Origin of the sequence: Alteriqipengyuania sp. (assembly GCF_964222115.1) — a bacterium.
GTDB lineage: Bacteria > Pseudomonadota > Alphaproteobacteria > Sphingomonadales > Sphingomonadaceae > Alteriqipengyuania.
This window is the reverse complement of sequence record NZ_CAXQBM010000022.1, coordinates 26,418-52,589: the sequence shown is the minus strand read 5'-3', so window position 1 is coordinate 52,589 and position 26,172 is coordinate 26,418. Positions and strand designations below refer to the sequence as shown.

General features: G+C 63.0%; 17 protein-coding genes and 1 riboswitch. Of the genes, 8 read left to right on the top strand and 9 right to left on the bottom strand.

All coding sequences use genetic code 11. From position 1 onward, the window contains the following. Positions 1-3: 3 nt before the first annotated feature. The 5 genes from ACEQXE_RS03780 to ACEQXE_RS03760 all read right to left on the bottom strand — a co-directional run bounded on the left by ACEQXE_RS03780 (position 4) and on the right by ACEQXE_RS03760 (position 9,729). Positions 4-1,239 carry a tetratricopeptide repeat protein gene (locus ACEQXE_RS03780; RefSeq protein ID WP_370184103.1) on the bottom strand — a complete coding sequence of 412 codons (1,236 nt, stop codon included), beginning with the start codon at positions 1,237-1,239 and terminating at the stop codon, positions 4-6. A gap of 243 nt (positions 1,240-1,482) precedes the next feature. After that, positions 1,483-3,720, bottom strand: a complete 2,238-nt coding sequence (locus ACEQXE_RS03775; protein WP_370184101.1) for a glycoside hydrolase family 3 N-terminal domain-containing protein — start codon at positions 3,718-3,720, stop codon at positions 1,483-1,485. Positions 3,721-3,938: 218 nt separating this feature from the next. After that, a complete protein-coding gene (locus ACEQXE_RS03770) occupies positions 3,939-5,141 on the bottom strand; it encodes an MFS transporter (protein WP_370177608.1) in 1,203 nt (400 codons plus the stop codon). Further along, positions 5,131-6,189, bottom strand: a complete 1,059-nt coding sequence (locus ACEQXE_RS03765) for a LacI family DNA-binding transcriptional regulator (RefSeq protein ID WP_370177607.1) — start codon at positions 6,187-6,189, stop codon at positions 5,131-5,133. Before ACEQXE_RS03765 ends, ACEQXE_RS03770 begins: the two co-directional genes overlap by 11 nt. A gap of 225 nt (positions 6,190-6,414) precedes the next feature. Then, positions 6,415-9,729, bottom strand: coding sequence for a TonB-dependent receptor (locus ACEQXE_RS03760; RefSeq protein WP_370177606.1), 3,315 nt, complete (start codon positions 9,727-9,729; stop codon positions 6,415-6,417). A gap of 164 nt (positions 9,730-9,893) precedes the next feature. Between ACEQXE_RS03760 and ACEQXE_RS03755 the strand changes: the two genes are divergently transcribed. Then, on the top strand, positions 9,894-11,402 hold the full coding sequence (locus ACEQXE_RS03755; RefSeq protein ID WP_370177605.1) for a tryptophan halogenase family protein: 1,509 nt from the start codon (positions 9,894-9,896) through the stop codon (positions 11,400-11,402). A gap of 1 nt (position 11,403) precedes the next feature. Here the strand turns inward: ACEQXE_RS03755 and ACEQXE_RS03750 are convergent, their stop codons facing one another. Together ACEQXE_RS03750 and ACEQXE_RS03745 are read right to left on the bottom strand one after the other, a co-directional pair. Then, complete coding sequence (locus ACEQXE_RS03750; protein WP_370177604.1) at positions 11,404-12,840, bottom strand: AMP nucleosidase; 1,437 nt, start codon at positions 12,838-12,840, stop codon at positions 11,404-11,406. A gap of 72 nt (positions 12,841-12,912) precedes the next feature. Further along, the gene (locus tag ACEQXE_RS03745; RefSeq protein ID WP_370177603.1) at positions 12,913-15,081 is read right to left on the bottom strand and encodes a hypothetical protein; all 2,169 of its coding nucleotides are present in this window, start codon (positions 15,079-15,081) and stop codon (positions 12,913-12,915) included. Positions 15,082-15,447: 366 nt separating this feature from the next. Here ACEQXE_RS03745 and ACEQXE_RS03740 point away from each other — a divergent pair, with 366 nt between their 5' ends. Continuing rightward, positions 15,448-16,752 carry a diguanylate cyclase gene (locus ACEQXE_RS03740; protein ID WP_370177602.1) on the top strand — a complete coding sequence of 435 codons (1,305 nt, stop codon included), beginning with the start codon at positions 15,448-15,450 and terminating at the stop codon, positions 16,750-16,752. Here ACEQXE_RS03740 and fghA read toward each other — a convergent pair. Together fghA and ACEQXE_RS03730 are read right to left on the bottom strand one after the other, a co-directional pair. Continuing rightward, positions 16,744-17,577 (bottom strand): S-formylglutathione hydrolase, encoded by an 834-nt coding sequence (fghA, locus tag ACEQXE_RS03735; RefSeq protein WP_370177601.1) that lies wholly within the window; start codon positions 17,575-17,577, stop codon positions 16,744-16,746. The two genes, ACEQXE_RS03740 and fghA, sit on opposite strands and share 9 nt — an antisense overlap. Further along, positions 17,577-18,686 carry an S-(hydroxymethyl)glutathione dehydrogenase/class III alcohol dehydrogenase gene (locus ACEQXE_RS03730; protein ID WP_370177600.1) on the bottom strand — a complete coding sequence of 370 codons (1,110 nt, stop codon included), beginning with the start codon at positions 18,684-18,686 and terminating at the stop codon, positions 17,577-17,579. Before ACEQXE_RS03730 ends, fghA begins: the two co-directional genes overlap by 1 nt. Positions 18,687-18,786: 100 nt before the next feature. Here ACEQXE_RS03730 and ACEQXE_RS03725 point away from each other — a divergent pair, with 100 nt between their 5' ends. From ACEQXE_RS03725 to ACEQXE_RS03700, 6 genes are all read left to right on the top strand, one after another. Beyond that, on the top strand, positions 18,787-19,407 hold the full coding sequence (locus ACEQXE_RS03725; protein WP_370177599.1) for a flavin reductase family protein: 621 nt from the start codon (positions 18,787-18,789) through the stop codon (positions 19,405-19,407). Between the two features lie 62 nt (positions 19,408-19,469). Continuing rightward, positions 19,470-20,459, top strand: a complete 990-nt coding sequence (locus tag ACEQXE_RS03720) for an ArsR/SmtB family transcription factor (protein WP_370177705.1) — start codon at positions 19,470-19,472, stop codon at positions 20,457-20,459. Further along, complete coding sequence (gene metF, locus ACEQXE_RS03715) at positions 20,456-21,397, top strand: methylenetetrahydrofolate reductase [NAD(P)H] (RefSeq protein ID WP_370177598.1); 942 nt, start codon at positions 20,456-20,458, stop codon at positions 21,395-21,397. Before ACEQXE_RS03720 ends, metF begins: the two co-directional genes overlap by 4 nt. Beyond that, the gene (locus ACEQXE_RS03710; RefSeq protein WP_370177597.1) at positions 21,394-22,452 is read left to right on the top strand and encodes a homocysteine S-methyltransferase family protein; all 1,059 of its coding nucleotides are present in this window, start codon (positions 21,394-21,396) and stop codon (positions 22,450-22,452) included. The genes metF and ACEQXE_RS03710 overlap by 4 nt, the downstream gene beginning before the upstream one ends. A gap of 10 nt (positions 22,453-22,462) precedes the next feature. Beyond that, a complete protein-coding gene (gene metH, locus ACEQXE_RS03705) occupies positions 22,463-25,090 on the top strand; it encodes a methionine synthase (RefSeq protein WP_370177596.1) in 2,628 nt (875 codons plus the stop codon). Beyond that, the gene (locus ACEQXE_RS03700) at positions 25,066-26,010 is read left to right on the top strand and encodes a sulfite exporter TauE/SafE family protein (RefSeq protein ID WP_370177595.1); all 945 of its coding nucleotides are present in this window, start codon (positions 25,066-25,068) and stop codon (positions 26,008-26,010) included. The genes metH and ACEQXE_RS03700 overlap by 25 nt, the downstream gene beginning before the upstream one ends. A 55-nt stretch (positions 26,011-26,065) precedes the next feature. Continuing rightward, positions 26,066-26,162: riboswitch (glycine riboswitch) on the top strand. Positions 26,163-26,172 lie beyond the last annotated feature (10 nt).

Genomic DNA, 26,172 nt, shown 5'->3' with positions numbered 1-26,172 from the left:
CCCTCAGAATTCGAAGCGCAACGTGGCCGAGGTGGACCAGCGTTCGTAATCGTAGAGTGCGATGTTGCTCCAGTTGCGCGCAAACGTGGCTTGCGGCTGGAGAACCAGATTGTCGGTCAGGGCGACTTTCACGCCCACGGTAGCGTCGAGCCGTTCGTCCTCGCGCTCGACCATGAAAAGGATGTCCGGCGCGTCGTATCGACGCAGGTCGAACCCGGCGCCCGCGACCAGCGCGACACGCTCTGCCACCGGGATCTCGGCTCCGGCCCCGATCTGCACAAAGGTGTTGGACTGCGCATCGCCCAGCGGGTCGCGCGTCTCTTCATGGCCGACCGACCCGTTGATCGAAGCACGCGGGGTGACATATCCCAGGCCCACGGCGTAGCGATCGGCATCGCGCAGCGGATCGGTATCATATTCCAACCGGGTCCATTGTGCGGAGGCGGCAATCGCATTCCCACCCCCGAGCAGGTGTGTGTATTGCCCGATTGCGCCATAGGCGCTGCGATAACCATCGCGCCCGAGCCACAGCTTCTGGACCTGCCCCGATATCGAGATCACGTCCGAATTGCCGAAACTGTGCGAGTATCCGAGAGTGCCCGTCGCGTTGGCGAGATCGAACGGGCGGGAATCGAAATTATCGCGCCAGTTGACGAGGGCGGATGCGAATAACCGATCCTGCCGGCCCACTGCCGACACCACGCTCACACCGCCGTTGATTTCGTAAAACCCGTCGTCCTGCGCTCGCGCCCCGGCGCCAAGATTGCCCGGGCCGAGGAAGGCGAACAGGGGGATCGTGATCTGCGTGAGGTCGGTGGCTGCGTTAATATTGGAATCATAGCCTCCACCCGCTTCGACAAAGCCCGAAACATCGGTGCCGCCCCCGTCGATCTGGCGGTCGAGCTGCCGGATCAGGCCCGTGAAGCGCTGACGGACCGGATCCGGCAGTGTCGGGTCGTCGACGACGGTCCCGAATTCCTGGCGCGCGGTATCGACATCGCCTGACAGCGCATAAGCGCGGGCCAGTTCTGCACGCGCGGGAGCATTGTTTGGCTGGACTGCGAGCACACGCTGCAGCGCCACGATGGCTTCGCCGTATTTGCCAGCGTCGATTGCGGCGACCGCGAGATCGTAATCGTACGCAGGGTCGCCAGCGCGCTCGCCTTGCTGCTGCGCAAGGGTGTCGAACCGGTTCTGATCCGATGCGTCTGCAGACTGGGCGAGAGCCGGTGCCGCCATCGCGATGGACAACAGGCAGAGCGAAGACGCCCCAATCTTCTTGAAACCAGATCGCATGTGCGCATCCCCCGAAGTTCTTGAAGAAACTCGGGTTCAGCTATCGAATAAGCTAGCGGCCATGTCCGCTGACAAGTCTGGTCATCCAGATGACAACCACGGTTAGCGGCGTGCCATCGCGCGCTATTGCTGCGGGGTTTGGAATTGTTGGCGCCTACTGGCAGGGGAGGCACAGGCTACCGCATCCTAGAACGAGCATTCCGCTCCCTCTGGCATATCCTGCCGCGCAATCCGTGCGATCTGGATCGTCAGCGGTGCGTCGGAGGTGAAGGCGATCCGATTGCCGAGGCCGGGTGCGCATTGCTCCGTGATGATCATCTCGCGCCACCCCTTGCCCGCGCTGAGGGCGAAATTGCGGGTGATGTCGATCTCGCGCTCGCCTACCGTCAGCGTGACCGGACCTGCAGGCTGGCTCGCGAGATTGTAGAGGATCCGGTAGTCGCCCGATGTATCGCCGCGCTGAGACAGCGAGAGTGTGCTGCCGGGCCCGAAGACGATCTCGCGCGCATCTTCCTGACGGTCCTTGTCGAACCCGCGCGCAACCACACCCCCGCCTTCGCCGATCAGGTTGGGAAGGCGCGTATCGCCGCCCATTGCACTGATTCCGCTATCGAGCCGCCCAAGATCGAACCATGCTGTCGATACGCCTTCGGTCAGGTAACCGCAATCTTCCGGCAAGGCGGCCATGGTGCTGCGGTCCGCCAGACTGCGACCATAGCCGAGGTTGAACAGGGCGCCCTGCGTGCCGTTCACGGGCGCGCCGCCGCAGTCCGCGGGCCAGCTGAATGAGAGACGACCTGTCGCGTCCTGCTTGCCGAACAAGATGTCCGATACGCCCGCTCCTTCGCTTCCGGGAAGCCACGACGCAAGAAATGCATCGGAGGCGTTGAGCTCGCGGTTCATCCACATCGGTCGGCCCGACAGGAACACGGCTACGGTCGGCAGTCCTGCCGCCTTGAACTTACGCAGCAGGTCGAGCCCTTCGGTATCCTCGAAGACCACCGTTTTCCGGTCGCCGACGAACTCGGCATAGGCTTCCTCTCCGAAGACCACCACGGCAACGTCGTGCGCACCTGCATCCGCAGTTCCATCAGGTGAGAGAGTCGCCGAGCCGCCCTGTGCGGAGGCTTCGCTCTCGATCGCGCGGTAGATCGAAGTGGCGTTGGGGAAGTAGCTGTTGTCCAGCTCTCCGCCACCCTGCCACGTCAGGGTCCAGCCGCCAGCGGCTTTCGCAATATCGTCTGCCGCATTGCCCGCCACGAGCACGCGGGCGCCGGCCTTGAGGGGCAGCACGCCATCATTCTTGAGGATGACCTGCGATTTCGCGACCGCTTCCCGCGCCAGGGCGCGATGATCGGCACTGGCGAGCAGCGCGTAGTCGCCCGCATTGGGGCGCGCGGAAGGTTTCGCCGCATTCGGATCGAGCAGTCCAAGCCGGAGCTTGAGCCGCAGCACCCTGCCAACCGCCTCATCCAGCTTTGCCATCGGGATCGTGCCATCCTCGACCTGTGCGACAAGGTTTTCGAGCAGCGCCTTCCAGTCGTCCGGGACCATGTAGATATCGAGCCCGGCCAGCAGTGCCTGCGGGCAATCGTCGACCGTGCATCCCGCGATCTGGCCATGCGCATTCCAGTCGCCGACCACGACGCCTTCGAAGCCCATCTCATCCCGCAGGACCCCGGTCAGGAGGTCGCGGTTGCCGTGCATCTTGACCCCGTTGATCGAGTTGAAGCTGGCCATGACCACCTCCACCCCGGCATCAATGGCTGCAGGGTAGGGCACGGCGTGGATTGCCTTCAGGCTTTCGATATCGCCATTGACGTCGCCCTGGTCGACACCCTGATCGGTGCCCCCATCGGCGAAGAAATGCTTGGCGGTTGCGGCCACGCGACCTTCGCGCAGGTAGTCTGCATCGCCGGGGGTGCCCTGCAATCCTTCGACCAGCGCAGCGCCCAGTTCAGCGACGATCCGAGGGTCTTCGGAATAGCTTTCATAGGTGCGGCCCCAGCGATCGTCACGCGCGACCGCCACCGTGGGGGAGAAATTCCAGTCGATCCCCGTCACCTCGATCTCTTTCGCGGTGGCATGGCCGATACGGCGCAGCAGGTCGGCATCGCGGGTCGCGCCAAGGCCGATATTATGCGGGAAGATCGTGGCGCCGACGATATTGGTATGACCGTGCACCGCGTCGGTGCCCCAGATGGTGGGGATCACCGGTTCATCGCCGGGGAGCGGCCCGATCGATGCGTCCCACATCCGGTCGGCATAGGCGAGCCATTTGCCCGCAGGGGCAAATTCATCGCCATCCGGGCCACCATTGCCGCCGTTGAGATAGCTGCCAAAGCGGTACCGCGCCATGTCCTCGGCAGTGAAGGAATTGATCTGCGGCTGGATGAGTTGAGCGACTTTGCGCTCAGTGCTCATCCGCGCGAGGAGGTCTGCAATCCGGGCTTGCTCGCTGTTGGGTGTGCTCGACGAGAGCGCCACGGCATCGCCTGCTTCATTGGGAGCGTGGCTGCATCCTGCTACGCCCAGCACACAGGCGACCGCCAACAAGCTCAACCGCATCCCGAACTCCCGCATGTATAATTCTTGTGAACGTTCTCAAATTTCTCGCACGGGTGTGCGGAGATTGCAAGCGGCTAGCTTTGACGGGTGAGCGTGACGAGGAGGATCGCGGCGATCGCGGCACACCCTGCGAGCGCAAAAAATAGCCCTGCGAAGCCGAATGTTGGGACCAGTCCCAGAGTTAGCCATGGCATCACCAGCGAGGGGCTGGTGTTGGTAAGGTTGAAAAAGCCAAGGTCGCGGCCGCGGTTCTTGGGCCGGGGGAGCACGCGCAGTGTCTGGCCTGTGTGTAGCGAGAGGAAGATCGAGGCGGACACCCCGAACACGACATAACCGGCAATTGCGCTTGCCAGCGATCCCGAAAGGGCCATCAGCACCAGACCGAAGGCAGCGATGATGGCCATCCCGACCAGCGGCAGGAAGGGTCTGCGGTATCGGTCGGCAAGGTGCCCGATGACGAGCGCGAGCGGAACCGAGACCAGCAGAATGATACTGAATATCTGGGCGACGCGTGCGTCCGTCATGGATGGGTCGACCGACCGGAACCAGAAATAGAGAAACGCGAACAGTGCGGCTTCGGATATCTGGATGAGGAGCCGGGCGAGCCACATGCGCACTATCTTCAGGCGCGGCGTAAGGTGCGGAGTTTCGCGAGCGCCCGGCTCGGGCGGATTTTCTTGCATCAACTCGGGGAAGGGCCTTGGCCGACCGACCACCAGCGCTGGCAGCACGCATGCCACAACAATGGCGGCGACCAGCCATAGACGTCCCTCGGGTCCGGCCAGTCCGGGAATCGTCACGAGCGTTGCGCTGACTGCACCGGCAGCGGGCGCAAAGGCGAGCATGCCGCCGAGCAAACCCTTCTGTGCGTCGGGAACATTGTCTCCGGCCCATGCCGACAGCGGGGACAGCATCATGTTGAGGCCGATCTGCCACAGGAAAAGCAGGCCAATCAGCCAACCGATGGAGTCCACTTTCCCGAATAAGATGAGCATCGCGCTGGACAGGATCAGTCCCGCGACAATCCATGGCCTGCGCATACCGGTACGGTCGCTCAGCCAACCGAACCCGATATTGGCAAGACTCGCCGCGATCGCCCCGATAAAGGTCGCGTAGGAAAGCCATGTCACATCGCGGTCGCCAACCATTGCGGTGACCATGACGGGCAGCAGGATCGTCAGGAACGGGACATATGCGATTGCGCCGCCGGCAACGGCCAGCGCGTAGAGCAGCAGATAGCGTATCGCCTGCCGATCTGGCGCCGGTTCAGCCGCCATCGGGTGCAAGCGCGGTCGATCCCCGCTCAATCAGCTTGGCGGGAATGACTTCGGTCTCCGTCGGAAGCTCTTCGCCACGGTTGGCCGCGATCAGCAATTCGACTGCGCGCGAAACGGTGGCGGCAATCGGTTGGTCGACGGCGGTCATAGGTGGCTGGCTGAAAATCGTCATGGGCGTGTTGTCGAAGCTGACGACCGAAAGGTCGAAAGGAACAGCGAGGCCACGTTCCGCAGCCACGTCCATTGCCGCCATGGCCATCTGGTCGTTGCTGGCAAGTATTGCTGTCGGCCGGGGGTCGCGCACCAACAATTTCTCGGCGGCGGCGAAGCCGGAATCATAGCTGAAATCACCGCCCGCGCTCAGTCCGTCACTCGGAATGCCGGCCTGTGCCAGCGCCTCCCGCCAGCCCTTCTCGCGCCATGAGCTGAGCTGGTACTCGCCGGACCCGGCGATAAATCCGATACGACGATGGCCCAGGTCGATCAGGTGCTGGGTGGCGAGCCGTGCTGCGCCTTCGTCATCCATGACCAGCGACAGGTTGCCTTCGTCATCGCGTACGCCGATGCGCGCAAAAGGAACGCCGCGTTCTTCAAGCAAGCCGGTAATCTGCGGATTTTCGGAATGTGGGGGAGTCAGGATAATGCCATCGGGCTGCAGCGCCAGCAGCGCGGTATTGAGTTCTCGTTCGACATGATCGGAATGGGTATCGACCAGCTCGATGATCATGCGATAGCCGAATTCGGCACATTTCAGCATTCCGCCCAGCAGCATCTGGTCGACCCAGTCCGTCCCCTGGCGGGCCTGCCAGTCCGCGATGGTGCGTTCGCGGTCGTTCAGCGCAAGGATCAGGTAGGATCGCGACCCGCTCATGCGCCGCGCCGCGATCGAAGGCACATAGCCGAGCTTGTCGATCGACGCCTCGACCCGCTCCTTCATGGCCGGGCGGACATTGGGCTCTTCGTTGATGACGCGGCTGACCGTCTGCAGGCTCACGCCCGCATCGGCTGCAACATGCTTGATCGTGACTGCCTGGCGCCGTCTCGCCATTATTCGCCCTGTCTCCGCCCGCTGGTTGATTTGCTAGCCGCGCCAACGGCTCAAGGCCAGCCTGACGCCCTGCCATCCGATATTCTTATCGGGGAAAGTGCAGGGCGCGGTCATTGGCTGCGCCCTGCCTTCCCGAGGGGCGCCAAGCAGCGCGCCCTTCGTACGAGACGGGCCCAAACCTGCTGGCAAGGGCCCGTCCGTAGAATGGTCTTCAAGCGCGTTCGATCAGAACTTGAAGCGCGCCAGGAAGGTAAAGCGACGATCGTTGCGGAAGGCGGATCGGGTCATCCGCGTTCCGTCGTAATCGACCACCTGCGAGGTTTCCGTGATCTCGTCGAGCAGGTTCACGCCCTGCACCCCGATCTTCATGAACTCGGTCACATCGTAGAAAATCGACGCGTCCAGCTGACCGCCCGCTTCCTGCCAGATCGGCGAGAACGGGTAGATGTCGTCACGCGGGGTGATCAGGAACTCCGACCGCCAGTTATACGCGGCACGCATGGCGAGCGGGCCCTTTTCGTAAAACAGCGTCGCGTTGACAGTATGCTCAGAAATGCCCGCCAACGGCTGATCGAAGGTGAAGGGGCCTCCGTTCAGAGGCGCGCCACCGCTTGCGTCCGATGGCGATCCGATGGCCGAGAGGTTCGGATTCCGGAAATCACCGCCATCGACGTAGGTGTAGGTCAGCTGGCTACCCAGACCCGCCAGGAAGCCGGGCAGGAAGTCATAGGTTTGCTGATAGGCGATTTCGAAGCCCTTGAGCGTGCCGCTCAGGTCGTTGGCAGGTCCGGTCACGACCACGTCCTGCGATACGCCACTGGGACTGGTGTAGTTCACCACGCCCGTGCCCGTTGTGACGATGCCGTCGATATCCTTGGCAAAGATCGCACCGGTGAGCGAGCCGACCCGGTCGAAATACCATTCGAGCGAAAGGTCGTAGTTCCAGGATTCGGTCGGCAGCAGGTTCCGGTTGCCGGTGGAAATGCCCAGCAGCGGCCCGTCATCGACGCGCCCGCTGAAGCCAAGCACGCCGCCAGCGCTGAACAGCTGCAGGTCGGGGCGGGAAATACCCTTCGATACGGCACCGCGAATGACCACGCCCGTGCCGCTGTCGAGCCGGAGGTTGAGGGCGGGCAGCCAGTGATCGAACACGATTTCGCGGTTGTCCGGGATCACTTCGCCGGTGAACAGCGATGCGAACTCCGCTTGGCGCGCCCCGGTCAGCAAGCAATACTGCCGCTCCTGCCCCGGAGGTGCCGGAGTGGCGCAGACGGTGTCGATCTCGGACGGCTGGACGATACCGTCGCCATTGCCGCCGACCGTGGGATCGTCGAACTCGCCCGGCTGCGGCAAGCCGACCAACGCGGATGTCTTGAGACGGGTTTCGACGTAACGCAGGCCGAGGTTGCCCGCGAAGGACCAGCCATTGTCGAAATCGCGACCGAAATCGAGCCGCGCATAGGCAGCGGCGGTCACTTCCGAAACGTCAGAGATTTCCGACGGACAGTACGGATCGCAGTTCACGGTCTGCCCGGTCACGGGATCGGTATAGGTGCGACCGTTGACGCCCAGCGTGAAGCGGTTGGGCGACTGGCTGAAAGTGCCGATTTCCTCCCACTGCTGGTCGGTGACACCGTTCAGGTATTCCTGGAGGAAATCGTCTCCGCCATAGAAATAGGCCCCTCCACCGGGGATCGGTGTGCCTGCCTCGCCACGTTGGAAATTATCCGCAAAGGGCGTGACGTATTGCGAATAGTTCGGGAACTCGTCGGTAAAGGCGCCCCCTGCGATCGCAAATTCCTGACCCGGAAGGCCGGTGTAGAGGCGGCCCGGCACGAAGGGACATCCCGGCCCCTCGTTCCACGGTGCACAGCCTGCACGCCCGGCCCAGGGTGCCGAAAGGTTGCCCCAGGTGCTGAAGTTCGTGTTGCGGGTCGTCCTGTCGCGAGCGGCCCAGCGTGCGCCGAAGCGGGCCTTCCGGAAAAAGCCTTCGTCGCTGATGTCGTATTCCAGATCGCCCTTGATGCTGAACAGGTCGCCATCATTGCGCTCACGGCTGTCGAGACCGAACCAGTAATAGGTGTAGTAGCCCGAGGTGAAATAGTCCGCCGGAGCGCCCACGGGTGCGAGGAACTGCACGTTCGGGGTTTCGCCGCTCAGGTCGACGTCGATATCGGCCCAGGTGCTCATCGCACCGAAAACCGAGTCACGTTCCAGATCCGAGGTAATGTACTGCGCTTCGACATTGCCGCGCAGGCGATCGGTAAACTGCATTTCGATGTCGTACGACATGTCCTGCGTAACGCTGCGCGTATCGCGCAGGAAGCGCAGCGAATCCATCGGTATACCGCCCCAGCCGAAGGGGGTGGCGTATTCGTCGCCGACATTGTCGGTCAGGATGCCGCTGACGAACTGCCCGTTCTGGTCGTACTGCCAGCTTTCGCCGGGGCGCGGCTCGGGCGAGGATACACCATCGTCGATCCGGCCCAGAAGCGCGTATTCCTGGGTGAAGAAGCTCGTCTTGGACCGCAGGTACTCGAAAGTCATCCGCAGGTCGCCATCGAGCGTTTCGAACTGGCCGACTGCGGAAATCGCCTCGCGATCGCGATCGAGATCGGTCGTGCGGACACCGGCATACTGCGGCACCAGCACGGAATTGGCGGGCGGGAAATTATCCGGCGTATAGTTGGGCGTATCGCCGAAGCCGCCCGAATTGACGTCGAACACCCGCAGGCAGCCGCCCGTCAAGCTGACATCGCGGTAGCACGGGTCTGCGACCTGTGAGGCATCGGTGCGGCTCTTCAGCTCCGAATAGGAATAGGCGAGTTGCAGGCCGAACGTGCCATGTGGCGTATCGAATGTATCCGAAGCCAGCACGTTGAAGGTCGGCGACCATTCGCCGCGCAAGTCACCGTAGTTGGCTTCTGCGGAACCGGCGATGTTCAGGCCCGGATTGTCGAGCGGCTTGCGCGTGACGAGGTTGACGATACCTGCGATCGCGCCTTCGGTCATGTCGGCGGTGACGTTCTTGAACACCTCGACGTGGCCAAGCAGCTCGGGCGAAATGTCGTTGAACGACAGCACCGTGCCGCCCGTGGCAGAGAAGATGTCTCGGCCGTTCAGTTCGGAACGGACGTAAGGCAGGCCGCGAATGATGACCCCGGTGCCCTCGACCGAGAAGCGGTCGGGATCGGAGGCTTTTTCGAAACGGCCGATGTTGACGCCCGGGACGCGCTGAAGCGATTCGGCAACCGAGCGATCCGGCAGGACGCCGATATCCTCGGCGGTGATCGCATCGACCACGGTATCGGCATTGCGCTTGATATTCTGGGCGCTTTCCAGCGAGGCGCGGTAACCGCTGACCACCAGCACATTACCATTATCGGTCGCGAGCTCTTCTTCGCTCTGCTCGTCTTCGTCCTCATCGGCATCCTGCGCGTAGGCAGGTTGCGCGACCAGTGCGAGCGCGAGGCTCGATGCGGTGCCAAGGGCGAGAGTGCGCCACGCACGGTGCGGCGCAAATGATTGCGATTGCTTCAAGATTTCCTCCCCAAAAGTCGCGTGCCCGGAATCAAGTCCAGATCATCGAAGCTTCGTATATCCGCCATTGTGATCGTTCACAAGAAGAAATGAACGTTCACAATTGACGCTCGATCGATAACACCTCATTCCCTGCGGCATATATAAGTGAGAGGGTTGGCCGGATGGCTATCGAGAGGATCGTGATCGTAGGCGGCGGGACTGCCGGGTGGATGGCGGCGGCGGCGCTGTCGCGCCTGTCCGACAGCAGGAAGGTCGCCATTACGCTGATCGAATCGGAACAGATCGGCACGGTGGGGGTGGGGGAGGCGACGATCCCGCCGATGGTCGAATTCAACCAGCTGCTAGGGATCGACGAGCGAGAGATGATGGCCGCCACGCAGGCGACCTTCAAGCTGGGAATCCAGTTCGCCAACTGGGGGAATCTGGGCGAAAGCTACCTTCACCCCTTCGGGACCTACGGCTACCACATTGGTGGCATAGCCTTTCACCAGGTGTGGCACCGTGCGCGGGCCGAAGGTGATCGGCGACCGTTGCAGGTCTTCAACCTGGAAACGGTGGCAGCGCACTTCGGCCGGTTCTCGCGCACGCAGGACTATCAGCGCGACGACCTGCCGCCGATGAACTATGCCTATCATATCGACGCGACACGCTACGCCGCCTTCCTGCGCGGATATTCCGAAAAGCGGGGCGTCGTGAGGCGCGAAGGCAAGGTGGTCGATACGACCCTTGATGGCGAGACGGGCTACGTTTCTTCCGTCACAATGGATGACGGCGCGACGGTGGAGGGCGATCTCTTCATCGATTGTTCGGGTTTCCGGGGCTTGCTGATCGAGCAGGCGTTGGAGACCGGTTACGAGGACTGGCGCCAATATCTGCCGTGCGATCGTGCGGTCGCACTACCTTGCCGTCGGGAAGATGGCAGCCCGCCGCCGCCGTTCACGAAGGCGATCGCCCACACTGCCGGATGGCAGTGGCAAGTGCCGCTGCAGCACCGAAACGGCAACGGCCACGTCTATTGCAGTGAGTACATGTCCGACGAGGAGGCGCACGATATCCTCGTAGCCAACATGATGGGCAAGCCCGAAGCTGAGCCGAACTTCCTGCGCTTCGTCACCGGTCGCCGCAAGAAATCCTGGAACCGGAATGTCGTTGCCCTCGGCTTGTCGTCCGGCTTCATGGAGCCACTGGAATCGACTTCGATCCATCTTATCAATTCGGGCATCAACCGCCTGATCGCCATCCTCTCTCTCGATGGCGTTACCCAGACACAGCAGGATACCTTCAACCGGCTGACCGACAAGGAATACCGGCGCATCCGCGATTTCCTCGTCCTGCATTACAACGCCACAACCCGCGACGATTCCCCGTTCTGGGACTATGTCCGCACGATGGACGTGCCCGACACGCTGACCGAGAAGATCGAACTCTTCAAGGCGAATGGCCAGATCTTCCGCGAGGAGGACGAGCTGTTCAACGAAACCAGCTGGGCTGCGGTAATGATGGGGCAGGGCATCGCCATGGGCGGGCATGGACCGATCGCCGCATCGATGGACCTGCCCGACTTCAGGGGCGAGCTGGACGAGATGGAAAGATCGATCCGCTACCTCGTCAACCACATGCCGACGCACGGCGATTATCTGGCTAAGTATTGCCCGGCGAAGGCCGCCTGACTTACCGGAAAGGCGGTTCGTTGAACGCACGCAATTTACGGCTGTGGAGCCCGGGGCCTTCTTCGCGCAGGTGGCGACAGGCGCCGATGCCGATCTGCAGGTGCGCGGCAATCGCCTCTTCGTAAAAGGTGTTGGCCTGCTTGGGCAGCTTGATCTCGCCATGAAGCGGCTTGTCCGACACGCACAGCAGCGTGCCGTAGGGCACACGGAACCGGAAGCCCTGCGCGGCAATCGTGGCGCTTTCCATGTCGATCGCGACCGCGCGGCTTAGCGAAAAACGCTTGGCAGATAGCGCGTATCGCAGTTCCCAGTTGCGGTCGTCCGTCGTCACCACCGTGCCGGTGCGCAGTCGCTGCTTGAGGTCGCTGCCATGCCGACCGGAAACGTCCTCTGCGGCCGTGGCAAGCGCCTGCTGCACCTCGGCAATCGCGGGCAGAGGGATCTCGGGCGGCAGAACCGGGTCGAGCACGTGGTCATCGCGCAGGTAGGCATGGGCGAGCACGTAGTCGCCGATCTTCTGGCTCGGGCGAAGTCCGCCGCAGTGGCCGATCATCAGCCATGCCTCGGGCCTCAGGACGGCTAGGTGATCGCAGATTGTCTTCGCATTACTGGGTCCGACGCCGATATTGACCAGCGTGATCCCGCCGCCGTCCTTGCCGATCAGGTGGTAGGCCGGCATCTGGTGCCTCCGCCATGCCGCATCGGATAGCTGGGCCTTGGCGTTCTCGGTCGGCTCGGTCAGGTACAGCCCGCCTGGCCCGGAAAGGGCCGCGCACTCATCGTCGCCCAGCCGGGCGCCCGCCCAGTCGACGAACTCGTCGACATAGCGGTGATAATTGGTGAACAGCACGAAGCGCTGGAAATGCTCCGGGTCGGTCCCGGTATAATGGGCGAGGCGTGCAAGGCTGAAATCGGTCCGCAACCCGTCGAACAGCGAGAGCGGGATCTGCTGGTCGGGATCGTCCAGTTCGATACCGTCCGCCAGTTCGTCCCCGATGTCGGCGAGGTCGGTATGCGGGAAATAACGGGCGATTTCCTGCGGGGTAATGCTGGAAAGTTGGGCGGTCGCTTCCCCGTCGAGGACATAGGGAAACGGAATCTCCTGATCGGACGGCTGCACGTCGAGGCGCACTGAATAATCGCTCGCGATCAGCTCCAGCTGTGTTTTCAGGTAGGCGCGGAACAGCCGTGGGCGCGTCACCGTGGTGGCGTAGGTGCCTGCCGTGTTCAGCCTGCCGAAGGCGCGGCTTTGGGGGCTTTCGGGCTCGCTACCGTCATAGTGCAGCAACAGGCGCGGATAGGTGTATCGGCCTGCACGCGCGCTGGCCGCGGGGAGCGCACCATCGCGTGCAAAGGTTACGATGTCGGCCCGCAGCCGCTCCACCGCGGCGTTGTAGTGCGATTCGAGTGCGTCGAGCGCTTCGTCGATTGTCATCATGCGGGGGCCTCGTCGGGCGAGGGCACGCGGATGTCAAAGACAAAAATTCTCCAGGCATCGAAACCTTCATCCCTACGCAGCGAGCCGGGGGTCCACCAAGGTCGGCTTATGCGCATTGTAACGTGCCATCGGGGCAAAAGAGGTGAGCGGGGCGATCGCGGGGCGCCAGTCGTTGAACTCGCGCACGGTCTCCGCCAGAGTGAAGGGCGGGATCCGCCGGTCTCTGGATATCACATCCTCCAGCCCGGGGCCTTCGATGCCGATCCGCTTGCGCGCCCGCAGGATCCGCCGGGGACGGATCAGCCCGCGCTCGATCAGCAGATCCTCCAGGCGCCGGTATGGCGCGCGCAGCTGGCGGCGAATATCGCTGGCCGAGCCTTCGGGGATCGGTCCATCCATCAGGCTGACTGCGATGGCCTGTTCTACCGCCATTTCCTGCGCGGTGCCGGCAAAGCGGATCGCATAGGCAATTTCGCTGAGCGGGGCGGTGCGGAAATTGGGCCGCTGCACACCCGCGCGGCGCAATGCCGTTCTGAGTGCACGCCATTCGCGTGGCGTATAATCCTCTCCGATATAGACATCGACACCGCCATCTTCCGCCCGCTGGGCAAAGGCGCAGAAGCGCTCCGCCTCATGGGTGGACAGGAAGACAGAGGCATAGGTGTCCAACGGCCCGTCGATGTGCCCGAACTCCAGCCCCAGCTTTTCGCCCAGAGCCTTCGCGATGGCCGCACCGTCGGCGAGCCGCAGGTCCTGCAGGGCAAGCAGGATCTGCCTGCGGGTGCGGCGACTATAGGCCTTGGCGAGCTTCGCCGCGTCTTTCGAGATGGCGCCCGAATGCACGAGGATATCGGTTATCTTTGGCTTGCCGGCCAGTCGGCTGGAACCCGTGGGCGAGCGCTGTTGCGCGGGCAGCTGATCTGCGTCGTTCGCGCACTGGCGGCTGGATGCGCACAGGACCGCGCGCGTCCAGATCGGGGCTGAGGTCAAAAGGTTGAGCGGCAAGAGCAGGGCCGCCAACGGACCTCGCGTTCGTGCGGTGAGCGCAATCCGCTCGACCAGTGCTGCACAGGCGAGAACGCCGTTGAATACGAGCACTGCGAGAACCCACGGCGCGTCGACTAGCGGTGGCATGCTCTCGAAGCCGGGCGTGATCCGGCCGGCCAGCAACAATGCAGCGGCCGCAATTGCCGTCAGGCCAGCGCAGGCGAGTGTCGCCGCCACCAGCACGATCCTCCGGTCGCGATAATTGAAATAACGTTCCCAAAGGCTGCTCTGCGTGCCGCCGAGCGGTTGCCGGTTGCCGAATGTGGTCAGCGACAACCGCCGCGCCTTTGCTTTTATCGCGTCGCGGAACCTGCGTGCGCTGAGTTCCTGCACACCGATGACCTGCCGATGCTCGTCGCGCTGCCATACGAAGGTGGAGAGGTGACCCCGTTCACCGATGCGCCGAACAGCGTCGAAGATCGGGGAAGGGCTGGCCTTGTCGAACACGTCCCCGTGGAGCTTGAGGGCCCAGATCGCATCGCGCCGGAAGGCCAGGCCGGTATCGAGGACGGGCACATTCTTGACGGTCTGTGCACGCAACAGCAGTTCGCGGGCACGATGTTCGCCCAGATCGTCGAGTCCGGCGCCACCTGAGAGCGGGAGCGCTCCGCGCGGCATGGTCAACACCGGCAGCTGGACGATGCTTGCAAATTCGCAGTGCCAGTTGGCCAGCCTGAGCGCCAGCGGATGTGCGATCGTCTCCGGCCCCTGCACGAAGTAAGTCTGGAAATCGACATCGTTCTGGTGCTCGAACCCGCGCACGGCGTCGAGCAGTGCGTTGAGTGCACGCGCTTGCGATGCGGCATCGCGCAGATCGTAGAGGCACAGTTGCACCCGGCTGTCGGCCCGTGCTTCACGCCGGATCGCCTCTACGGTCGGCCCGTCGATCGAACGTACACCGACAAAGATCATGTAGTTTTCATACTCGATGCTACGCTTGAGGCGCGCCAGCATCGCTCCGGCGAGCGGGGCGGAAGCCGTGATCGGAACGAGGATTGCGGTGCACCCTTCCTGCTTTCGCCGCAGCATCTCGACTGTCGGCTCTTCCCGCCGACGGCGCCAGCTCTGGATATCCGCCACGAGCTTGACGATGAGATTCTCGAGTCCGAGCACGGCAGTCACAACGGCGAGCAGCGCAACCACTCGCCCCAGGATGCCCCATCCGTCCCATAGAAACAGAACTGCGTTTTCCATGTGTCTTGCACCTTTTGCCAATCTTCCCGGACTGGTGGTGCACGGCGGTTTCTGTCTCGCGCATTAAGGCTTAAATGTGGCAATCTGCGACGAACCGTTATCCACTATCGATGAATCGACGTGAATCGGGCGAGTCGCGGTCAACAATAAGGCAAGAATAGGGCAGTTGAAAAAATCAGGATTCTTCGTCGCCCGCTTTTTGAATGGGACGAGAGATAGTCCGAATCACATCGCCAAAGACCCGAATCGGGAGAGCGATTCGGTTCGGACGTCTGCGACAAGCCAATGAAGTCGCAAGATAACCAAGCCGTTGGTTAAGCTCTGTTTTACTTTTTCGGCCTAGCGATGCCGGAAGGGAGTTTGCCTATGGTGTCGAAATCCATCCTAGAAGGTCGTGAAGGCCTCAAGCTTGTGTCGCTGTTGATCAAGGCGATGCAGGCCTTCATTTGCCTAGGCCTTGCTGCGGTTATTTCGCTGACCGTCGTCGAGGGAGGATGGCGAATCGGCATTGCGGTTGCGGCAGGTGTGGCTCTGGCCATCGTCCTTGCCGCGAGCCTCGTGAGCGAACGACTGAAGAACATCCAGGTCCGGTCCTACAAGAATCACGTCGACAGCATCAACCGCACGCAGGAGCAGATCGAAGAACTCTTCGCGATGACCGATACGCTGCAGGCGGCGGACAGCAATGCCGATGCCGCTCAGGTGCTGCGCGCGACGAGCCGCAAACTCCTCCCCGGCTGCGGGGTTGCGCTGTACGTGTTCAACAATTCGCGCGACCGGCTGGATCTGATCGACAGCTGGGACATGCCGGAAAGCTATCAGGCGACCGAAAGCCTGATCCCGGCCAATTGCTGGGCGTTGAAGCGGGGCAAGGATCACCTCAACAATCCGCACGAGCGTTCGCTGTGCTGTTCGCACTATATTGGCGATGTCGCCAGCATAGAGGTGCCGATGATGGCGCGCGGGCAGGTCTTCGGCCTGCTGGTGCTCGGCGATCGGGGTGGCAAATGCTCCAACGTCGATAATGCACGCAGGATTGCCCGGGCACTGGCGGATTCGACCTCGCTTGCGCTGTCGAACATCTCGCTGCGCGAACAACTGCGCACGCAGTCGCTCCGCGATCCGATGACCGGCCTCTACAACCGCCGCTATATGGAAGACACGCTGGAGCGGTTCATTTCGCTCGCTCAGCGGCAGAACCAGTCGACCTCGGTGCTGATGATCGACCTCGACAACTTCAAGCGGCTCAACGACGAGCACGGGCATGCGAAGGGCGATGCGGTGCTGAAGGACGTTGCCGCCCAGGTGGTCGGCGCCCTGCGCCCGTCCGATGTCGTGTGTCGCTATGGTGGCGAAGAACTGCTGGTGATCCTGCCGGATTGTGGCCTCGAAGATGCGATGATGCGGGCCGAGCAGGTTCGCGCGCGGATCGAACTCCTGTCGGAACAGCATGGCGCCAGCGTCGCCGCTTCGATCGGTGTGGCGACCATGCCCGAGACCGCGAAATCCGCTGCCGATCTTCTGTCTGCATCGGACGCCGCGCTGTACGAAGCGAAGGCTGCCGGCAAGAACCAGGTCCATGCCTCGCCGCCGATGGCCCACAAGAAGCAGGGTACCGAACCGATCAGCCCGCGCCTGGTCGCCAACGCAGGTTTCAAGGACTTAAGCTAAGAGGCGCTCTGCGTGCCAAGCGACGTGATCGGCCATAAAGCTCGATATGAAATAATAGCTGTGGTCGTATCCTTCGCGCAAATTGAGCGTCAGCGGGATGCCTGCATTCCCACACGCTTCGGATAGAAGTTCGGGCTTCAGCTGTTCCTCCAGAAACTGGTCCCCTGTGCCCTGGTCCACCAGCAGCGCGTCGGCGCGAGCGCCATCCTCGATCAGCGCGCACGCATCATAGGCACGCCATTTGGCGCGATCATTCCCAAGATAGCCGGATAGCGCTTTCTCGCCCCACGGGCAGTTCACTGGGCTGACGATCGGCGCAAACGCGCTGATCGAACGGAATATATCGGGGTTGCGCAGCCCGATGGTGAGCGCGCCATGTCCGCCCATCGAGTGTCCGGTGATCCCCTGCCGGGCCATATCGGCGGGGAAGTTCTCCGCGATAAGCGCAGGCAGTTCGTCCTCGATATAGCTGCGCATCTTGAAATGCGGCGCCCAGGGTTCCTGCGTGGCATCGACGTAGAAACCGGCGCCTTGGCCCATGTCGTAGGCCTCGTCGTCGGCCACACCTTCGCCCCGTGGCGAGGTATCGGGAGCGACGAATATGATCCCATGCTGCGCGCAGGCCGTGCGATACTCGCCCTTCTCGGTAACATTGGCATGTGTGCAGGTCAGGCCCGAAAGATACCAGAGCACGGGGCAGGGGGCCGCTTCTGCCTGCGGTGGCACGAAGACCGAGAAGGTCATCGCGGTCCCGGTCGCCTCGCTCGGATGCGAATAGACCCCCTGGATGCCGCCGAACGCCTTGTTCTCGCTGACAGTCTCCATCAATCGTACACCACCACGGACCGGATGCTCTCGCCCGCATGCATCAGGTCGAAGCCCCTGTTGATCTCTTCCAGCTTCAGCACGTGGGTGATCATCGGATCGATCTGGATCTTGCCGTCCATGTACCAGTCGACGATCTTGGGCACATCGGTGCGGCCCTTGGCGCCGCCGAAGGCAGTGCCGCGCCAGTTGCGCCCGGTGACCAGCTGGAAGGGGCGTGTCTCGATCGTCTTGCCGGCTTCGGCCACGCCGATGATGATCGAAGTACCCCAGCCCTTGTGGCAGCATTCGAGCGCCTGCCGCATCACGTCGGTATTGCCGGTGCAATCGAAGCTGTAGTCCGCTCCGCCGTCCAGCATTTCGACCAGCGTGGCGACGACATCGTCGACCTCCTTGGGATTGACGAAATCGGTCATCCCGAAATGTTCCGCGTAGGACTTCTTCTCGGGATTGATGTCGACGCCGACGATCCGGTCCGCACCCGCCATGCGGGCGCCCTGGATCACGTTGAGGCCAATGCCGCCAAGGCCGAACACGACGACATTGTCGCCCGGGCGCACATCGGCGGTGTTCACCACCGCGCCTACCCCGGTCGTCACGCCGCAACCGATGTAGCAGCTGGTGTGGAAGGGCGCGTCCTCACGGATCTTGGCGACCGCGATTTCGGGCAACACGGTGAAGTTCGAGAAGGTGGAGCAGCCCATGTAGTGGTAAATCGGCTTGCCATTGTAGCTGAAGCGCGTGGTTCCGTCGGGCATCAGGCCCTTGCCCTGCGTCTCGCGGATCGCGCTGCACAGGTTGGTCTTGCCGCTGAGGCACATCTTACACTGGCGGCATTCGGGCGTGTAGAGCGGGATAACGTGATCGCCTTCCTTCACCGATGTCACGCCCGCGCCCACTTCGCGCACGATGCCCGCACCTTCATGGCCTAGCACGCTGGGAAACAGTCCTTCGCTGTCCAACCCGTCGAGCGTGTAGGCGTCGGTATGACAGATGCCGGTCGCCTTGATTTCGATCAGCACCTCGCCCGCCTTGGGCCCTTCGAGGTCCAGTTCGACGATCTCCAGCGGCTGCTTGGCTTCGAATGCGACGGCGGCGCGGGTCTTCATAGGGAACTCTCCTCAAAGCGGGGTCTGCATTGCTGGCAACATCCCGGATCGGGCAAACGTGCCTTGCTCTTGTTCGGCTGCCTGCCTAGTCGCTTGACCCGTGATCGATCAATCCGCCTTCCGCGACGCGCTCGGCACTTTTGTGACCGGGGTTACGATCGTCACCGCCTATGATGCGCAGGGAAACCCCTCGGGGCTGACAGCAAACAGCTTCAACTCGGTGTCGCTCGACCCGCCCATGGTGTTGTGGAGCCTGTCGCTCGGCAGCCGCAACCTGCCCGTGTTTAGGGAAGCGAAGGCATGGGCCGTGCACATCCTCGCGGCCGATCAGCAGGACCTCTCCAACCGGTTCGCGCGCCAGGGCGTGGACAAGTTTGGTGGGCTCGATTGCGGAGACGGGCCCGAAGGCGCGCCGCGGATCGAGAATTGCGCTGCGCGCTTCGGCTGTACCGCCAAGTTCGAATACGAGGGCGGGGATCATGCCATCTTCCTGGGCGAGGTCGTCGATTTCGAGCGTACGACCGCCGAACCGCTGATCTATCACGGTGGCCGATATGGCCGGGTCATGCGTGGCGGCGACATCGCCGACAACGCCGATACCGCGCGGCTGCTGGCCGAGGGCCTGATCGAACGGACAGGGGAGGAAGAGCAGGCCAGCTATGTCCTGACAAAGGCAGGAGCAACGCAGCTGGATATCCTGCGCAGGTTCCAAAGCAGCTAGTCGGAACGACGCAACAAATGCGACACTTGTACATATAAGAATATCTTTATATGTCCGTCTCCATGCGGACCGAAGCAATCCTGCGCGCGCTTGGCGACCCTACCCGGCTGCGGATCATGCGCTTGCTCGGCACGATGGAGCTCGCGGTGGGCGAACTGTCCCAAGTCCTCCAGCAGAGCCAGCCGCGCGTCTCGCGCCACGCGTCGATCCTGTGCGATGCCGGGCTGGCCGTCCGGCGGCGCGAGGGTAGCTGGATATATCTGCGCGCCGCATCCGATAATGCGGGGGGATCGCCCCTGACCGCAGCCGTGATGCGCCTGCTTTCGACTGCCGAGCGGGAAGACGATGCATTCGCAGCGCAGTGCGAAGAGGATCGCCGCCAGCTTGCAGCAATCCGGGATGCCCGCGACGACAAGGCCGCGGAATGGTTCGAGGCGCATGCGGATGACTGGGACGACCTTCGCCGCCGCCACAGCCCCGATGCGCAGGTCGAGGCGGCCCTGCGCGATGCACTGGATGGCGATCCGATGGGCGAGCTGCTCGACATCGGTACCGGCACCGGGCGCATGGCAGAGATTTTTGCGGACGAGGCATCGCGCGTCGTCGCGCTCGACAAGAGCCTCGAAATGCTGCGCGTGGCGCGCGCCAAGCTGCAGAACCTCCCCGCCGACCGCGTCGAGCTGGTGCAGGGCGATTTCCTGTCCTTGCCTTTCGAGGGCGGCAGTTTCGACACCGTGCTGCTCCACCAGGTGCTGCATTGTGCGCCCGATCCGCTGGTGCCCCTGCGCGAGGCAGCGCGTGTGCTGCGCCCCAATGGACGTATCGCCATCGTGGATTTCGCCGCCCACCAGCATGAGGAGCTGCGCGAACGATTCCAGCATGCCCGCCTCGGGTTCGAGGATGCGCAGATTGCCGGGGCGTTCGAACAGGCGGGCTTTGCACCGGCGGAGCCGGTTTCACTCGAAGGAGAAGCTCTCGTCGTGAAAATCTGGGTCGCGCGGCGATCGAACCCCTTGGGCCGAACTCACGCACAGAAAAGGGCGATTTCATGAACGCGACCTCGGGCGCCCCACTCGATCCCGCACGCGAGGAATCGCGGGCGAAGAGCGATCCGCTTTTCAGCGGTTTGCCCGGCGATATCGACGTCAGCTTCGAATTCTTCCCCCCGAAGTCGGAGAAGATGGAGGCGCAGCTATGGGACGCAGTGACTGAGTTGAAGCCGCTCGATCCGGCCTTCGTATCGGTAACCTACGGTGCGGGCGGATCAACCCGCGAGCGGACTCACAAGACGGTGGCACGGATCATCGCTGAAGCGGGAATACCGGCTGCCGCGCACCTCACCTGCGTCGATGCTTCGCGCAAGGAAACGCAGCGGATTGCCGAGCAGTATTGGGAGGCAGGCGTACGCCATATCGTCGCGCTACGCGGCGATGCGGGCGAACCCGGGGCGCCGTTCAAGCCGCATCCCGAAGGCTACAATGATGCAGAAGAGCTGGTTCGCGGCCTGAAGGAGGTCGCGGATTTCGAGATTTCGGTCGCCGCCTATCCCGAATGCCACCCCGATGCGCGGAGCCCGCAGGCCGAAATCGACTACCTCAAGCGCAAGATCGATGCCGGTGCGAACCGCGCCATCACGCAGTTCTTCTTCGCGCCCGAGACCTTTTTCGCGTTTCTCGACAAGACAAAGCAGGCGGGGATCGACGTGCCGGTCGTTCCTGGCATCCTGCCGATCACCAATGTCGCCAAGGCGCGCCAGTTTGCCGGGCAGTGCGGGGCGGAAATTCCCGGCTGGATGGATTCGCTGTTCGAAGGGCTCGATGCGCGCCCGGCTGCGCGCCAGCTGATCTCGGCCACCATCGCCGCCGAGATGTGCCGCCGCCTCTACGCGGGCGGCATCCGTCATTATCACTTCTACACCTTGAACCGCGCGGACCTGGCTTATGCGATCTGCCACCTGCTCGGCATGCGACCGAAGGAGACTGCCGAATGAGCCAGCAGCAATCCGCTGCGCAGGCCCTGCGCGAAGCCGCACGCGAGCGTGTTCTGGTGTTCGATGGCGGCTACGGCACGGGCATCCAGAACCGCAAGCTGGACGAGGCCGACTACCGCGGCGACCTGCAGCTCGATGCCGACCAGAAGGGCAATAACGACCTGCTCAACCTGACCCGGCCCGACGTGATCCGTGATATCCACGCGGCCTATCTCGACGCGGGTGCCGACATGATCGAGACCAACACCTTCAGTTCCACCAGCATCGCGCTGGCCGATTACAAGGCCGAGCATCTGGTGCGCGAGGTCAACCTTGCAGGCGCCAAGGTCGCGCGCGAAGCGGCGAATGCGGCGCAGGAAAAGGATGGTCACCGGCGGTTTGTGGCAGGTGCCATCGGGCCGACCAACAAGACGCTCTCGCTCAGCCCCGATGTCGAGGACCCGGGTTTTCGCGAGGTCGATTTCGACCAGATGCTGGGCGTCTATCGCGAGCAGTGCGATGCGCTGATAGAGGGCGGGGTGGATTTCATCCTGATCGAGACGATCTTCGATACGCTCAACGCCAAGGTCGCAGCGATGGCGGCGCAACAGGCGGCGCAGGCAGCGGGTCGCGAAGTGCCGATCATGCTCAGCTTCACGATCACCGACAATTCAGGTCGCAATCTCTCGGGCCATACGGTCGAGGCGTTCTGGCACGCGGTGCGCCATGTCGATCCCATCGCGGTGGGCGTCAACTGCTCCTTCGGCGCGGACAAGCTGCGCCCGCATCTCGCTGCGCTTTCGCGGCAGGCGGACACGCTGATCCTCGCCTATCCCAACGCGGGCCTGCCCAACGATCTGGGCGAATATGACCAGGAGGCAGGCGAGACCGCCGATCTGGTCGGCGTGTGGTTCAAGGAGAACCTCGTCAACATCGTGGGCGGCTGCTGCGGCACGACGCCCGCGCATATTGCGGCCATAGCGAAGGCGGCGAAGGACGCGGCGCCGCGCCCGATCCCCGAGGTTGAGCGCAAGACGCGCCTCGCCGGGCTCGAACCTTTTACGATGGCAGCCTGATCGACATTCAATGACGACCAACGCATCATCCAGCTTCGTCAATATCGGCGAGCGCACCAACGTCACCGGGTCGGCGCGCTTCAAGAAGCTGATCATGAACGAAGATTACGAGACCGCGATCGAGGTCGCGCGCGACCAGGTCGAGAACGGCGCGCAGGTGATCGACGTTAATATGGACGAAGGCCTGCTCGATTCCGAAGCGGCGATGATCAAGTTCCTCAAGCTGATCGCCGCCGAGCCGGACATCGCGCGCGTGCCGGTGATGATCGACAGCTCGAAGTGGCCCGTGATCGAGGCCGGACTCAAATGCGTTTCGGGCAAGCCGATCGTCAATTCGATTTCGATGAAGGAGGGCGTCGAGGAGTTCCTCACGAACGCGCGCAAGTGCCGGGCCTATGGCGCGGCGGTCGTCGTGATGGCCTTCGACGAGGAAGGCCAGGCCGACACCAAGGAGCGCAAGGTCGAGATCTGCGAGCGCGCCTACAAGCTGCTCACCGAGGACGGCTTCCCGCCCGAGGACATCATCTTCGATCCCAACATTTTCGCGGTCGCAACGGGGATCGAGGAGCACGCCACCTATGGCGTGGATTTCATCGAGGCAGTGCGGCACCTCTCGCAATCCTGCCCGCACGCCCATTTTTCCGGCGGCCTCTCGAACCTCTCGTTCAGCTTCCGCGGCAATGAGCCCGTGCGCCGCGCGATGCACTCGGTTTTCCTCTACCACGCGATCCCCGCCGGGCTCGACATGGCGATCGTCAATGCCGGTCAGCTCGACATCTACGACGATATCGACCCCGAATTGCGCGAGGCATGCGAGGACGTGATCCTCAACCGCAAACCCGCAAATGGCGGCGACGCGACCGAGAACCTCATCACGCTCGCTGAAAGCTACAAGGGCAAGGACGCCAAGGCCGAGAAGGAAGCGGCCGAATGGCGCGAATACCCGGTCGAGCGCCGGGTCGAGCACGCGCTGGTCAAGGGTATCGATGCGCATATCGTCGAGGATACCGAGGAAATGCGCCTCGCAGTGAAGGAACGCGGTGGCAAGCCGATCGAAGTTATCGAGGGCCCGCTGATGGACGGCATGAATGTCGTCGGCGACCTGTTCGGTTCGGGCAAGATGTTCCTGCCGCAGGTGGTCAAATCCGCCCGCGTGATGAAGAAGGCCGTCGCCCACCTGTTCCCCTTCATCGAGGAAGAGAAGGACGAGAACGCCAAGGGCAAGGGCAAGATCGTGATGGCGACCGTGAAGGGCGACGTCCACGATATCGGCAAGAACATCGTCGGCGTCGTGCTCCAATGCAACGGCTACGAAGTGATCGACCTCGGGGTAATGGTCCCGTGGAGCGACATCCTCGAAGCCGCGAACGAGAACGATGCCGATATCATCGGCCTCTCCGGGCTGATCACACCCTCGCTCGACGAGATGGTCACCGTGGCGGAGGAGATGCAGGGGGCCGGGATGGCAATCCCGCTGCTGATCGGCGGCGCGACCACCAGCAAGGTGCACACTGCGCTCCGCATCGACCCGGCCTACGAGGGCCCTGTAATCCATGTGCTCGACGCGAGCCGCGCGGTCGGGGTGACTTCGCGCCTGCTGTCCGACACCCAGCGCGACGGCTTCGTGTTCGACACCGCAGGCGAATACGAAAAGGTACGCGAGGCGCGCGAGGGCAAGTCCAAGAGCGTGCTCCTGTCGCTCGAAGAGGCGCGCGCCAATTTCTTCGACATCTACTATCGCGACAAGCCGGGGCGGCCGGAAAAGCCGGGGCTGCACGTGTTCGAAGACTGGTCGCTGGCGGACCTGCGCGAATATATCGACTGGACGCCGTTCTTCCGCTCATGGGAATTGCACGGCACCTACCCCAAGATCCTAGACGACGAGGTGGTGGGCGAGACCGCGCGTTCGCTGTTCGACGATGCCAATGCGATGCTCGACCGGCTGATCGAGGAAAAGTGGCTGCGCGCGCGGGGCGTGTGCGGGTTGTGGCCCTGCGCGCGCGATGGCGATGACGTGACGGTCCATCTCGATGAGCGCGACGAGCATGTCGTGCTTCCCATGCTGCGCCAGCAGATCAAGAAGAGCCGCGAGCGCGCGAACATGTGCCTCGCCGATTTCATCGATCCCTCGGGCGACTGGATCGGCGGTTTCGCGGTCGGCATCCACGGGATCGACGAGCCCTCGCGCAAATTCCGCGAGGCGAAGGACGACTACTCCGATATCCTCCTCAAATCGCTGGCGGATCGCTTTGCCGAAGCCTTTGCCGAACGGCTGCACAAGCATGTCCGCACCGATCTATGGGGCTACGCGCCCGACGAGCAGCTGACCAACGAGGCGCTGATCAAGGAAGAATATCGCGGTATCCGTCCAGCTCCGGGCTATCCTGCATGCCCCGACCATAGCCTCAAGCCGATCCTGTTCGACCTGCTCGATGCAGAGGAAAATGCCGGGCTGACGCTGACCGAAAGCTTCGCCATGTGGCCCACGGCTGCGGTCAGTGGGATGTATTTCGGGCATCCGGAAGCGGAATATTTCGGTGTCGCGCGGATCGGGCGCGACCAGCTGGAAGATTACGCGCAGCGGCGCGGTGTCGATCTCGCAACGGCCGAACGATGGCTGCGGCCCAATCTCGACTGAACGCCCCGCCGCACAGGATCGTGTGGGTGGGCGCAGCCGTGCTGGCGCTTCTCTATGCGGCGATCTGGTCGTTTGCGCCAGTCGACACGGTCCTGGTGTCGAAGCTGCTGTTCCTGCCTTCGATAGGCGTGCTCGGCGCGATCATCGCCAACACCTCGGGCACCGGGGGCGGGGTGGTGTTCGTGCCCGTGTTCAACGCCCTACGCGAACTCGGGATCATGGATCTCAGCCCATTGCACGTGGTCGGGGCATCGATGGGCATCCAGAGCTTCGGCATGACGATGGGCTCGCTGCGCTGGACCGACCGGCTGCTGCACCAGCCCGCATCGCCGGAAGGATCGCAGACCGCGCCTGTGCGGGCGCGCGACTTCGTGCTGGTAATTTGCGCAGTACTCGCACTCTCGCTGCCCTCGATGCTTGCGACACAGCGGCTTGCGATGTTCGATGCGGATGCCGTGCTGACGGGCTACAAGAGCTTTTCGATCCTGCTCGGCCTCGCGCTGATCGCGACCACCTGGACGGTCAACCGCGAGCGGCCCGAACGCACAAGCCTGTCGCGGATCGACCTCATCGTGGTCATGCTGCTCGCGATCCCGGGCGGGTTCATCACCGCGCTGTTCTCTGTCGGAGTGGGCGAATTGGTCGCGCTCTACCTGTTCATCCGTCACTACCCCGTGCTGCTATGCACCGGCGCGGCTTGCGCGATTTCGGCGGTCAGCGTCATCTCGGGCAGTATCTGGCATATCGATGCGGGCACGATGCCGTGGGAAGTGGTGGTGCTGGCGGGGCCGGGTGCGGCGCTTGGCGGCTTCTTCGCCCGCCCGATTGCGCTGTGGCTCGGTGCGCGGCGGCTGAAGACTCTGGACGGGAGCTGGATCGTCCTGTCGGCAATCTACCTTTTGTGGTTGATGCGCAATTGACGCAATGCAGCGAATCGCGCAGGACTGCGGTGTTCTCTGCAGGAGCGATTCTGCGGCGGAGCGCGCGGGAGAGATCGCCAGCTTCACGGCTGGCGGCGCCGAAGGAGCAACCGCCCCGGAAACTCTCAGGCACTTGGGACCGCGCGTTTCGATAGGACACTC

Coding starts and splice junctions, on each gene's coding strand:
- ACEQXE_RS03780 (WP_370184103.1), bottom strand. CDS start 1,239: ATGGCGGCACCGGCTCTCGCCCAGTCTGCAGACGCATCGGATCAGAAC.
- ACEQXE_RS03775 (WP_370184101.1), bottom strand. CDS start 3,720: ATGAGCACTGAGCGCAAAGTCGCTCAACTCATCCAGCCGCAGATCAAT.
- ACEQXE_RS03770 (WP_370177608.1), bottom strand. CDS start 5,141: ATGGCGGCTGAACCGGCGCCAGATCGGCAGGCGATACGCTATCTGCTG.
- ACEQXE_RS03765 (WP_370177607.1), bottom strand. CDS start 6,189: ATGGCGAGACGGCGCCAGGCAGTCACGATCAAGCATGTTGCAGCCGAT.
- ACEQXE_RS03755 (WP_370177605.1), top strand. CDS start 9,894: ATGGCTATCGAGAGGATCGTGATCGTAGGCGGCGGGACTGCCGGGTGG.
- ACEQXE_RS03750 (WP_370177604.1), bottom strand. CDS start 12,840: ATGATGACAATCGACGAAGCGCTCGACGCACTCGAATCGCACTACAAC.
- ACEQXE_RS03745 (WP_370177603.1), bottom strand. CDS start 15,081: ATGGAAAACGCAGTTCTGTTTCTATGGGACGGATGGGGCATCCTGGGG.
- ACEQXE_RS03740 (WP_370177602.1), top strand. CDS start 15,448: ATGGTGTCGAAATCCATCCTAGAAGGTCGTGAAGGCCTCAAGCTTGTG.
- fghA (WP_370177601.1), bottom strand. CDS start 17,577: ATGGAGACTGTCAGCGAGAACAAGGCGTTCGGCGGCATCCAGGGGGTC.
- ACEQXE_RS03730 (WP_370177600.1), bottom strand. CDS start 18,686: ATGAAGACCCGCGCCGCCGTCGCATTCGAAGCCAAGCAGCCGCTGGAG.
- ACEQXE_RS03720 (WP_370177705.1), top strand. CDS start 19,470: ATGCGGACCGAAGCAATCCTGCGCGCGCTTGGCGACCCTACCCGGCTG.
- metF (WP_370177598.1), top strand. CDS start 20,456: ATGAACGCGACCTCGGGCGCCCCACTCGATCCCGCACGCGAGGAATCG.
- ACEQXE_RS03710 (WP_370177597.1), top strand. CDS start 21,394: ATGAGCCAGCAGCAATCCGCTGCGCAGGCCCTGCGCGAAGCCGCACGC.
- metH (WP_370177596.1), top strand. CDS start 22,463: ATGACGACCAACGCATCATCCAGCTTCGTCAATATCGGCGAGCGCACC.
- ACEQXE_RS03700 (WP_370177595.1), top strand. CDS start 25,066: ATGGCTGCGGCCCAATCTCGACTGAACGCCCCGCCGCACAGGATCGTG.